The organism is Shinella sp. M31 (genome assembly GCF_049199205.1).
GTDB lineage: Bacteria > Pseudomonadota > Alphaproteobacteria > Rhizobiales > Rhizobiaceae > Shinella.
Genome location: NZ_JBLZPH010000148.1, coordinates 118,973 through 130,609 on the forward strand (window position 1 = coordinate 118,973; position 11,637 = coordinate 130,609).

Sequence of the window (11,637 nt, forward strand, 5' to 3'; positions counted from 1 at the left end):
CGCCGATTACATGAGTTTCTAGCCGCCGGAACCCGCAGATGGGGTGGGCCGGAAGGATCAAGTGTCATGAACCGCCTTGGCCGGCAAGCAATCTTCATTGCCCTCCCGGCCAGCGCGGTAATCTATTCCGGAATGTGGATGGTGGGAAACTGGAGGAACAAAGGGTGAGCGGCCGGTTTGAGGTCGTCGTGTTCCCTCCTGCCGCGCCCTCGACCGCACGAAAGGCCGCTCATCACTGTGCGGCCTTTCGTTTGTCGACCCGTATGACACACCTCTCCTGTCGCGGGAGGTTTACAATAAGGCCTTCAATGGTAAGCACGCGTTCAGATGGAAAGGCGCGCAGCTGCTCCAGCAACCGCGCGCCCTCGTGTTGGAAACGGAGAGGCTGTTTCCATAAACGGAGTTAGCGCGCCCTCCCCCGTGATCAAGCGGTCAGTGCGGAAGACTTCCGCCGCCATTCGCGCGATTCTCCTGCACAAGCCGGCGTAGCGCTGGCAGCCGAACTCCATGCGTTGACCTTCCGCGTAGCTGTGCGCGTTGCCTGATATCGAATGAGCGGCGTGTTTCGTCGCCATCATGGGTTGTCCGTCTGGACGGTCGCCCTATCTCCCGTCGCTCCTGGACATCCAGCGGAGGGAAAAATGAACAGCGAAAGTTCCGATGAGCCGATTCAGCACGGAACACAAATGCGCCGCCGTGCCGGCTCGCTTTGGGGCGACCTCAACGAAACGAAGAAGGTCGTCGAAGCGATGATTGAGGCAGAGCGACGAGCGCGGCACCAAAAGACCCTGGCGTTGCGTGCTCTGCGCCTCGCTCAGGCGAGTTCCGAGAAGCCTAGGGAACCGAAAGAGCGGTAGACGCATTTTTCTTTGCTGCATTGGTCTTAACTTTGCCCCGCCTTCGGGCGGGGTGCTTTGTTTGTGTGGGAAAGATGACTGATAACGGCTACCCGGATCTCCGCGAGGCGTTTTCGGTCGGCGCCGGTGATTTGCGTCGCCGCCTCCGCGCCGCGTAACGGCACGCCTATTGCCGCGCGAAGCAACCGCGGCGAGATACCGTCCGCTGGAGGACCGGCGCAGACCTCGAGGCGAGCGATGAGCCTTACTGGGCCAGCTATGCGGCCGACGAGGCCTTTTGGATACTCTCGCCGCTAGCCGTCGCTCAGATTTGGCAATCTCTGAGTAACGCGAGCCGTAGTTCACTTGTCACACGAGGCATTTCCGAAGCCGCCGACGAGGCGGTCGTTTTTATCCCCACCGGTTGAGCCGGATACAAGAAAGTATAGGTGGATTTCACGGGTTGACTTCCCCTAACGAGTAAGGGAACCTTACCATATCACTAGCGAGGCAATTTCCCTTATGCCGCACCGCACTAAGCACGAGGCCGAGCTTCGTTTATCCATGGGCGTGGCGCGCGTCGCTCTCCACCAAGGAAAATCTCCGCGTCAAGGGCTGCAAGCCGTTCGGGACCACATCGCGCTGTTGCGAGTCTTGGACAGCAACGGAACGACTTCACGCGAGGTGAAAAACTCGGACGGCGAAAAGAGTGACCGCTCTAAGACAAGAGCGCGGCCGTAGTCCGGCCCAACCCACCTGCGGCCTCTTTTCTGTCGAGCTGGGCTGAACAAATCATCGCCATCTCGATAAAGTACGTCAGTTCGACATCCCGTTCACGGGCCTGTGCTGCCAGCTGACGAAGCATCTGTGTGATTTAGCTTTCACCCGCTGCCGTCTTGTTCAGAACAGGATTGGTGGCCTGTGCGACTTTCTTACTCATGATTTCCCCCTCAAGAGTTGACCAGTGTCACAACCATAACGGTACCACAAAGACGGCTTCGTACAATTCTAATTAATGAGTAATGAAAGTTTACACCTATTTTGCGAGTTCCCCGCTTACGCACAACCAGTTCATCTGCGAGGGCGCTTAGTCCTTTAAACCCTCTCGGCGCCAGCACCCGTTCGAAGAACCGGTGCTTTTCGCCGGAGCTTTTACAACTGCCCATGAGAGATTTGCCCGCTAGTATTGCAGCACAGATCACAATATCAAGGAAGCGCGAAGACGATCTCGCACGTCGCGTAACCCGCGCCGAATCCATCCGGGGTCTATGCCATAGCAGAGGCCTCTAACGGTGTCGCAGAATTCCCTAATGACGACGATCCGGAATTCGGCGCGGTCAAACTTCAATCCGAGAACAGGCGGCCCGCCATCCCTTTTTTTGCATTTAGGATCCCTAGAGCGGCATGCCGATCACGTTCAATCGGCATCGACGCCGATACGCTATAACCGAGATTGCCAGTGGTATGGAGCGCAACCCATTCAAAGGCGAGAAGAAGCAGATGCCGGGTCGAAGGCTGCGGTGTTTTCGACCGCCGCTGGATTTTCGAAAAGGTCTTCGGACGTGACCACAAAACCGTCGGTACGGACATTACGCGCAAGGCAGTCCGCATAGAGAGCGTCAGCTTCCCTGTGAACAGACCATATGGTTTGTAGCGAAAAACCGACCCGGCCCTCCTGCATCGCCCGTTCTACAGTATTTGCCCGTATTCGCTTGCTCCCCTCTAGAAAACAGCGGCGACTATAAGCCCGCGGTTGCTGCGTAGTCGTTACTCGGCCATTTCCGAATCGGTCTCGTCGGACAGACGCGCTTCGCGAATCTGATCAATCTTTCCGACTGCGGCACCAACGCCCAGTATGGACTTTGCCTCATCGAGCGTCGCATCCGTCACGACGCCGTCTTTGGTGAAACCGGCGAGCGCGTCGCGTAAGGCCTCATCACTCAGCTCGGGATCGGTCGAGATTGTACCAACACCATTTGCCGCTTCGAACTCGGCGTAGGCGAGAGCATAGGCGGCGACCGCCGTCATGCGCGGATCCTTCGAATTGAGATAGGCGTGGAAGTTGCGGTTGAGAGACCGCAACCCCGGCGTTTTCGCCAGGTCATCGGTCACCGAAGATTTCGCAGCCCTCGTCTTGGTGCTATCGGCCTTTCCACGGTGCCCTTTTTGCGAGGACTTACCCTTCTCTCCTGCCTTTCCGGGCGAGGATTTGCCGCTTGCTGCCCCATGGCTCCCCCCATGGCCGCCACCGTTTCCGCCGTGTATGGGACCTCTGTTCGAAGGCCGTAGGACTTTAGGCTGGCTTGGTGGAAGCCGAGACTACCGCCGCCAATTAACCTCTGGACACTCCCCGACGATCGAGGCCTTCACACAGCCAATGATCTACGCTCACCAGAAGACCTCAGCAGAACTGAAGGCGCTGATGGACAGTGGACAGACGGCAGCACCGCTGTCGACAGGGATGTCCGGCGCGACGCCGTCGACGTGTTCAAGGGCTACTGCAGCCGCTGAAGCCAGCCGTGAGCGAGAGTGCCTACGCCGTCCCTCAGTGATCGCTCCTTCAAAATGATCATTGGTACTGCGCGGGAGGCACCCCATTGCCGACCGGCACAGGTGATACCGATGGATTACCTCTCCCAAGGGCGTTCGGACGCTCGAGCGCGCGCGGAATAAAAGCACGTGCCATCCTCCATAGCCCTGAACCGACCAACATTTTGCGACGCGGCTCTTGAAACCGAGATTTTCCAGAACGAAATCGTTTGCTGCCAGCCGCTGAACAGGGCTGGTCTTGCTGGGAGCGCCGTCTTTCGGTGCTCCGTACCCATGTTGCTTCAAGGAGGATATGGCTATGGCATCCTATGATTATGCACCGCTCTTCCGGTCGAGCGTCGGCTTCGACCGGGTCTTCAATCTCCTGGAAAATGCGCAGCGTGCCCGCTCCATCAGCGACTGGCCGCCCTACGATATCGTCAAGACGGGTGACAACGCATACCGGATCTCGATCGCTGTCGCCGGCTTCGCTCATGGCGACCTGGACATCACGTTTCAGTCCAATCTCCTGACAGTAATCGGTAAAAGGCAGGAGACGCCTGCCGAAGGCTATCTGCATCGCGGCATTGCCGCCCGGCCCTTCGAGCACCGTTTCGAACTCGCCGATCATGTCAGGGTAGAGGGCGCGGACCTGAACGACGGGCTGCTGTCGATCGACCTGGTTCGGGAAATTCCCGAGGAGATGAAACCGCGGAAAATCTCCATCGAGACGACCCCGAGCCTTGTAGGGACGGCCGCTCCGGCGCAGATCGAGGCGCAGAGAGCCGCATAAAGACATGTCAGTGATAGCGGGCGCCGGCACGACGGCGCCCGTCGACGTTCCGGGTTGGAAAGGAGCGCGTGATGAAACCCGATATGTTCAAAGAACCCGTTTCCATTCTCATTGGTCTTGGTTTCCCAATACAGGTTCGTTCCGTCACCGAAGCCTACCGGCATCTCGTTGAATGGCGGTCCCCTTCAAGGGGCGCCGCGCATTCGATCGCCCTTAATGCCTGCAAGGCGGCCCTGCGCGGCGAGGTCGACGCGGAGACCGTGCGCGGGCTCTTTACCGCCTTCGCAGAAAGGCACGATCTGCTGGCGCCCGACAATGGCATTGTTGTTGCAGCCCGTTCACGGCGCGACCGGGATCCTCACATTGCGTGAGGCGGCCGGATGATCGACGCCGAGCCGCCTCGCGCCGCATTGCGCGACGCCGCAGTGATGATCCGCAACCTGGGAGGCCGTGTCGATCGACAAGCCGGCGGTTGAGTGGCAGGACCGTGGATATCGCAGACAACCGGGTCGCGGGATGAGTTGAAGGCAATCGGCGCCGCCGAGCGTGGGGCGGAAGCCGTTATTGCCGCGTTGCGCGTGGCAGTAGGGCAACTGGCACCATGATGACGGCATAGTGCGTCGTAGGACCGGTCCCACATGAAGGAAACCCTGGCGCTTGCTTGCACGACGAAAGCCCGCCGCGCCTGACCGCCGTTCGATCCCACAACCGCCGGGACGTATCGCGGATCCGGTCTGCTCGAACGGTTTCCTGTCCGGGCTCCGACGCCCGGCGCAGCCCGCACTCGGATGATTGATGGTCGCGGTGGGGGTCGCTGGCTGAGGTATCGACGACGCCTCATGCGCTCGGTCACGTCCTGGGTGAAGGATCGCTCCTTGAGCGGTTTACCCATCTAAGTAGCAAGGTCCCGCTGCTGGGAGGCATTCCGTTACGGTGCTGCACTATGCCGAAGCGATTGCCAAAACGCCCAGCAAGCGCCGCGTTACCTAAGAGATGCCGATGACCGGGCGTGACGGCGCGGTCGTCTGGAAGACAGCGTCGGATTTTGATTCCAACCGCATTCTCGACTGTTTCGCTATCGAAGGCGGAGCCAACGCAGTCGAGGCGATCGCAAGCGCCTACTGGAACTAGGCGCGACGGTATCGTTGGTTGGGCTCAGTGCTACCTGTTCGACACTCGGGACATCATGTCTTCGCGTGGACTATCTTGAACGACATTTTTTAGCGGTGCTGCGCAGAGTCGCCGAAAGCGTCCGTGGATCAACAGCACGATCGCTTTCCGACGCCCTGCCGCGTGTGCCTACGATAGCCGCGCGCGGCCCTCTAGGATCGCTCGTATATCCGAATTGGTCTTCTCGACGCGGAACGTTACCCCCTGATCTGGGTTTGCTCAGCAACGATAAGGGACGTTCCATGTACAAGGTACTCGTGGTCGAGGATGACACGCTGATCCGACTGACAATTGTCGATGCGTTGCATGACGCTGGCTTTGAAGTCTTCGAGGCCAGCGATGGCGAGGTCGCGCTGGAGATCATCGATCAACATACGCTCGATTTCCTATTCACAGACATTCAAATGCCGGGAGATTTGACGGGTGTAGACGTCGCGCACGCAATGGCTGAACGCTGTCCAAATGCTGGGATCATAGTCACATCCGGTCGACTGACATCCGACGACATTACGTTGCCGTCACGAGCCGAATTTATCTCCAAGCCCTATAGCTTTACCATGATCGTTGACCGACTGAGTGCGATGGCGGACCGGTAGAAGCGTTGTTCTATTCCGAGGTTAAAACAAGCCGTCAATTGTGCCATAACGTCAGCATAAGCCGTTATGGGAATTGGCCGATGAAAATAAAAATCGGGGCGGAAGGCGCGTCCTCAAAAGAACGCTTTCTTGAGGCTATCGTTCAAAGTGCTATCGATTATGCGATCATATCGATCGACCTCGAGGGCGTTATCACCAGCTGGAATGAAGGCGCACATCAGATCCTGGGCTGGGCCGAAGAAGATATGCTCGGCAAGCATGCTGCGGTGTTTTTCACCGAGGGCGATCGGAAAAGCGGTGTCCTTCAAGAAGAAATGGCCGCCGCCATGCGAAGCGGCCGGGGAAGTGACGAGCGATGGCATCTGCGAGCGGACGGCACGACTTTCTGGGCTTCAGGCGAAATGATGGCGTTACGTGCTCCGGACGACATCATCATTGGCTTCATAAAGATTCTTCGCGACCGGACCGAAGAGCGTGAACGCGCAGACCGAGAACGCCTCCTCATGCGCGAGCTCAGTCACCGTATGAAAAATACGCTGTCGGTGATCCAGGCGATTGTCATGCAATCTTTGCGGAACGCAACCTCGTTGCACGATGCTTCTGAAAAGCTGCTGTCGCGGATCACGGCTTATGCAGGTGCCCATGAGATCCTGCTTCAGAGAAATTGGACGGGCTCGACGCTTTCAAACCTCGTTGAGGCCGCCAGCAGGAACCTTGGTCTGGATGGAAGCGGCAGAATTGCATTCGCAGGGCCTGACGTCGAATTGGGGCCGCAAGCCGCCCTGTCGCTCTCGATGGTTTTCCATGAGCTTTTGACAAATGCTGCGAAATACGGGGCCTTATCGGTTGCCGACGGACGGATTCACGTCGAATGGAGTATCGAACGTCGCGATGTGTCCGAAGTACTGGTTGCTTCGTGGCGGGAGATCGGCGGCCCGCCAATACAGCAAACACCATGCGAGCGCACGGGATTCGGATCCCGTCTGATCACTTCCAGCCTAGCCGCTTACGGCGAGGCCAACGTCTCCTATCAACCAAACGGCATGGTTCTCGTCGCGGAGCTGCAGCTTGCCAAACTACAGCTCCGGAATGATCTCTCAGAACAACAAGGTCCCAAAGGCTGATGGTGCGTTACGTTCAGCGCGTGCACACAGGGCCTCTTTGAAACCACCTCGATCAGCCCGGCGACCAGCCTGGAGGCCCGCGCGGACGTGGCATGCAGCGCTCATCATCGCTGGCGACGATGACTCCTAAATATTGCACGGGCACAGGCTTATGCCGCGAGTTGCTCGTTGAAGTTGGTCAGCTGCTGCCACCGCCTCTCGACGAGGAAATCGAACCCGCGGCCTCGTAGAAGAGAATTGGTCGTCGTCGTGGACCGGTCGCATTATGACCTTTACGACAGTGCGAACGGCGGCAGCCTGAATTGTGTGCCGAACCGGGACACGGTTACACACCATTGTACCGGCTCATTAAGCGAGGAGCGCTCGCCTAGGTTCTTCCGACTATTTATTCTTGCCATCGCCATGTCAGCCTCTAGTTCCGGGAACATGGACACTCATCGAGAATCAACTGCTTCCAGCCCCGGTGACCTTGACGTGCGGGCGGCCCTCCAACGTGTTGCGCCGGAGGTCGTCCGCGAGGTCGACCGGCTTCTCGCGGGCCGGACGCGCCACATTCGTCTCAGCGGCGAACTCGCTCGGCTCTTTCGCGCCCGATCGTGGCCACAGACCTCGAAAATCATTCGCGCCTGGATGCTATGGGTGATCGTGCTCGATATCGTCACCCTGGCGGTGAATGCTGTCCTACTGCCGCCGGATATCGTGAAGGCCATGCTGGAGCCGGCCTCCATCTTGCCGCCTGCCGCCCTTGCAAGCACAATTGCATTTTTACGACCACGCCCCCTGTGGTTCGAGAGCATTGCGGTCCATGTGGGCGTGTTTCTAATCCTGCTGTCGGTTGCTCTGGTTGGCGTCAACTCCGGAGGCGAATATTATGAACGTCACCTCACGATCATGCTTTTCGTCGCCGTGACGGCGATCATCATCTTTCCCATTCCGATCGAATGGTCGATCTCGATCGCGGTCTTGGCGATCGGCTTGTATCTTGTCTTTCAACTGCAAAATCAGGATATCGCGCCCGGAAACGCCATCGCCGGCGCGCTGTTTTTTGCAAGCGGGATCGCTGCGACCGTGGTGGCACGGCGCACCGCGAACATTCTGGCGCACAAGACCTTTCTCCTTGAGTTGCGGGATCGTGCTCGTCTCGCAGAACTGACGGATGCCAATGCACGCCTGGAATTGCTCGCGAGGACGGACCCTCTTACCGGCATCGCTAACCGCCGCTGGATGGTGGAAACACTCAAACGGGTATGGGGCGACGGAATAGGGAAAACGGAAGGGGCCGCGATCCTGATGTGCGATATCGACCACTTCAAACAACTCAACGACAGTCTTGGCCACGCCGAAGGTGACCGGTGTCTCGTGAAGGTCGCCGGCATCATCCAAAGCAGCTTGCGCGACGATCGCGATCAGGTCGCGCGTTACGGCGGTGAGGAATTTCTCGTTCTTCTGCCTGACGCCGATGAGCAGGATGCAAAGCTGGTGGCCGAGCGCATTCGAAGCCGCGTGGAGACCGCGGCGTTGCCCAACCCGAGATCATCGGTCGGCGCGTATGTCACCGTCAGCATCGGGCTTGCGGTTCTCAAGCGAGGCACCGAGGCGGTATCCTTCGAGGCTTTGCAAAGGCAAGCCGATGAAGCGCTCTATATCGCGAAGGGAAAGGGCCGCAATCAAGCATTGTTCTATGTGCCGCCGGCTAAATCAGGTTAGGGCGCGGAGGCCGGTCAAAACGTACGTGGCGGCTTGCGGGCCTCGCTTGCGGTACCGGGTGCTTCCGTGTTCGCCATTCTCCGGAATGACGGTCACGCGCCTTTCTTCGCCATGTCGGCGTGACGATGGACGAGCTTCCAATCCCCATGCTCCCGGCGGAAAAGTTCGGTGATGCGAAGCGTCATGGATACCTGTCTGCCGTCGATTTCAGCTTCGGCATGCTGCACACCGCACCAGTAGCCGATGTTTCCGTCCGCTTCACATTGCAGGATTTCAAGCCGGCTGGTGCCACGCGCGCCAAACATCGACGCGCCGTCGGTGTAAGCCGATTTGATCTTTTCAGCTCCCTGCAGGACGCTGCCGTCTGGTCCGAAGAAAGACGCTGGATCAGAACGCGTCGAAAGCGCATTCACAGGCCGGCCGTCTCCCTGACAATAGGCCAAGGCTGCCCGATCCCGCTGTTGCATAAAGGTCTTGAAATCCATCGTCGTCTCCTGTTTTCAAGGCACGGGAGCGTCTCAGCTTTGCATGTTCGCGCTATCACCCGCTGTGACGGAATAGGTTCCGCCGGATGCCATACGCGCCTCATCCGACGCGAGAAAAACCACCATCGGGGCCACGTCCTCGGGCTGGATCATCGGAATGCCGAGCGGCGACTTCTTCGCCAAGCCCTCCAGGGCCGTGTCTTCGTCCTTCGTCTCATCGCCGGTCGGTTGGCCACCTGCCACATCGATCGCCTGGGCATATCGATCTTCATGACGGGTCAGCACGGTATCGATCAGGCCGGGGATCAGTGCATTGACGGAAATGCCGTACTCGCCAAGATCCATGGCGGCGGACTTCATCAAGCCGATGACGCCCCATTTCGACGCCGAATAGGCCGCGCCGCTCTTGGTGCCGTGCTGGCCTTGCGTGGACGAGGTGAGGATCATGCGCCCGCCGCCACGCCTGACCATCGCCGGGCCGAACGCCCTGATGGCGTTCGCGGATCCCGTAAGATTGACGTCGATCTGGTCGTGCCAGTCGGCGTTATCCATGTCGAGGATTGGCTTGAACGCCTGGATGCCGGCATTGGCGAAGAGAATATCAATCCCGCCGAGTTCTCCCTCGATGCGTGCGGCTGCCTCGCACAACGCGCCCAAATCTCGCTGGTCCGCCTTACACGCCATCCAGCGGCGGCCGAGCGCTTCAACCACACGTCCGGTCTCGGAGAGGTCTGCCTCGCTGGCCGGCGCATAATTCAGCGTGATGCTGATTGGTCCGGCAATGTCGATGCCGGCGATATCGGCTCCGGCTGCCGCAAGCGCTGATGCCGCCGCGCGACCGATCCCTCGCGCCGCACCGGTTACGACGGCGACCTTGCCCGATAGATCGAACGATAATTTTCTATCCGACATCGCTAACCTCACGACCCATGCCCGGCTCAACCGCTTCGGATCGGAAAAGGTTCCTGCAGGCGGGTCGATCGCTTCGCGGTCTCGGACCGCGCACATCGGCCCCTCCGGATAATCGCGTTCATCTCCGACGACGATGGCAGATCCTCCCGATCGTGCATTCGGATCGCCTTGCCGACCAGCGAATATCGCCACCGGTGATGATGCCTGATGAGAGCGTTGAAGCAGCGGGAACCTGTCATCGGCTTACCCGTTTGAGGCCAACACGCCACATGGAAACGGGTTACGCATGCAGTCCGCAACAGAATTTCAATGGATAGCCAGGGCTGGATATGCGGCCCGGGCCGCAGTGTTTTTCCTTGTTGGCGGCCTCGCCCTTTTTTCCGGGCTCTCCAGCGGAAAATCGGACACAAAGTCTGCTTTGGACGCGCTGCTCGGGCAGCCTTTCGGGAGGATTTGGGTTGGCCTAATCGCGTTGGGGCTAATGGGTTTCGTCGTCTGGCGGCTCGCACAGTCCATCTTGAATGCCGACAACCAGCACAGTGATCTGAAAGGCACGGCGATCCGGGTCGCCATGTTTGGAAGCGCGATTGCCTATTCCGGCCTCGCCTACTATGCGGTTGATCACGCACTCGGTCTTGGGTCCCAGGGAAATACCGATGGCCAGCGGGGTTTGGCGGAATGGGTGATGGCGCAACCTTTCGGGCGCTACCTTGCGGGCGTGATTGGAATCAGCTTCGTAATCGGCGGCTCTGTCACCATCGCAAAAGGCGTCCTTCGAAAATATGAGCGATATCTCGATGAGGCGGCCTGCGGTCGCAAACCGCTGAGAATTGCCTGCGTCTACGGCCTCGCCTCCAGGGGCGTCCTGTTCGTGATTGCGGGGTGCTTCTTGATCTATGCTGCTGTCAGCGTCGCACCGGAACAAGCGGGAGGCATGGTTGACGCACTGAACTGGATTCGAGGATTGCCGTTTGGGGGTACCCTGTATTCGGTGGTCGCCCTTGGCCTGGCTTCTTTCGGCATCTACAATCTGGTGGAGGCGAGGTATCGCATCGTGCGTGCGCCGAACACCGGATTCAGAGCCCAGAACTCCTCAGGCGGATCGAGCGAGCTACTCAAGATCGACTGATTGCCCGCGCCAGCACGATGACCCTTCAGACGCCGAGATTGATGGTGATCGTTCCACTCTTCAACTGGCCCCCTACGCAGCATACGGAGCGCGTGTGCGCAGCTGTTGATAGAGACCAACGCCGGTGGCCGTCATATGACCAGCCTCGCTTCCACCGGCAATTTCGTCGCCGCCCTTTTGATCCAGATCTTCGGCTTAGGTCGAACCAGGCACCGACCCGGTCAATTCGAAGAGGGTCGCAAGTCCTCATCTGAAAACCCACCTTCGATCGCCAGCTTTTGGCAAACCGAAAAATACGCCATTTCGCACGATGATCCTTCGGACTCCGGCTAGAGAGGGAAATTCATATCGACAGC

At 58.9% G+C, this 11,637-nt stretch carries 11 protein-coding genes and 1 pseudogene; 9 read left to right on the forward strand and 3 right to left on the reverse strand.

The features are described 5' to 3' along the window. Nucleotides 1-641: 641 nt before the first annotated feature. A complete protein-coding gene (locus ACOZKU_RS24120; protein WP_421581006.1) occupies nucleotides 642-857 on the forward strand; it encodes a hypothetical protein in 216 nt (71 codons plus the stop codon). 1,746 nt (nucleotides 858-2,603) lie between these two features. Here the strand turns inward: ACOZKU_RS24120 and ACOZKU_RS24125 are convergent. Beyond that, a complete protein-coding gene (locus ACOZKU_RS24125; protein WP_421581007.1) occupies nucleotides 2,604-2,948 on the reverse strand; it encodes a hypothetical protein in 345 nt (114 codons plus the stop codon). A 736-nt stretch (nucleotides 2,949-3,684) separates the two neighbouring features. Here ACOZKU_RS24125 and ACOZKU_RS24130 point away from each other — a divergent pair. From ACOZKU_RS24130 to ACOZKU_RS24155, 6 genes and pseudogenes are all read left to right on the forward strand, one after another. Next, nucleotides 3,685-4,158, forward strand: a complete 474-nt coding sequence (locus tag ACOZKU_RS24130) for an Hsp20 family protein (protein WP_421581008.1) — start codon at nucleotides 3,685-3,687, stop codon at nucleotides 4,156-4,158. A gap of 71 nt (nucleotides 4,159-4,229) precedes the next feature. Continuing rightward, complete coding sequence (locus ACOZKU_RS24135; RefSeq protein ID WP_421581009.1) at nucleotides 4,230-4,529, forward strand: DUF982 domain-containing protein; 300 nt, start codon at nucleotides 4,230-4,232, stop codon at nucleotides 4,527-4,529. Nucleotides 4,530-4,679: 150 nt separating this feature from the next. Next, nucleotides 4,680-5,378, forward strand: a pseudogene (locus ACOZKU_RS24140) (AAC(3) family N-acetyltransferase); the annotation flags it as partial. A gap of 192 nt (nucleotides 5,379-5,570) precedes the next feature. Further along, nucleotides 5,571-5,924, forward strand: a complete 354-nt coding sequence (locus ACOZKU_RS24145) for a response regulator transcription factor (RefSeq protein ID WP_421581050.1) — start codon at nucleotides 5,571-5,573, stop codon at nucleotides 5,922-5,924. A gap of 80 nt (nucleotides 5,925-6,004) precedes the next feature. Further along, a complete protein-coding gene (locus ACOZKU_RS24150; protein ID WP_421581010.1) occupies nucleotides 6,005-7,048 on the forward strand; it encodes a sensor histidine kinase in 1,044 nt (347 codons plus the stop codon). Nucleotides 7,049-7,474: 426 nt separating this feature from the next. Continuing rightward, on the forward strand, nucleotides 7,475-8,755 hold the full coding sequence (locus ACOZKU_RS24155) for a GGDEF domain-containing protein (protein ID WP_421581011.1): 1,281 nt from the start codon (nucleotides 7,475-7,477) through the stop codon (nucleotides 8,753-8,755). Nucleotides 8,756-8,847: 92 nt separating this feature from the next. Here ACOZKU_RS24155 and ACOZKU_RS24160 read toward each other — a convergent pair whose 3' ends face one another. Both ACOZKU_RS24160 and ACOZKU_RS24165 read right to left on the reverse strand, forming a co-directional pair. Then, a complete protein-coding gene (locus ACOZKU_RS24160; RefSeq protein WP_421581012.1) occupies nucleotides 8,848-9,240 on the reverse strand; it encodes a YybH family protein in 393 nt (130 codons plus the stop codon). Between the two features lie 33 nt (nucleotides 9,241-9,273). Further along, nucleotides 9,274-10,344 (reverse strand): SDR family NAD(P)-dependent oxidoreductase, encoded by a 1,071-nt coding sequence (locus tag ACOZKU_RS24165; RefSeq protein ID WP_421581013.1) that lies wholly within the window; start codon nucleotides 10,342-10,344, stop codon nucleotides 9,274-9,276. 94 nt (nucleotides 10,345-10,438) lie between these two features. Here ACOZKU_RS24165 and ACOZKU_RS24170 point away from each other — a divergent pair, with 94 nt between their 5' ends. Continuing rightward, complete coding sequence (locus tag ACOZKU_RS24170) at nucleotides 10,439-11,281, forward strand: DUF1206 domain-containing protein (protein ID WP_421581014.1); 843 nt, start codon at nucleotides 10,439-10,441, stop codon at nucleotides 11,279-11,281. Nucleotides 11,282-11,416: 135 nt separating this feature from the next. After that, a complete protein-coding gene (locus ACOZKU_RS24175; protein ID WP_421581015.1) occupies nucleotides 11,417-11,614 on the forward strand; it encodes a hypothetical protein in 198 nt (65 codons plus the stop codon). The last annotated feature ends 23 nt before the right edge of the window (nucleotides 11,615-11,637 follow it).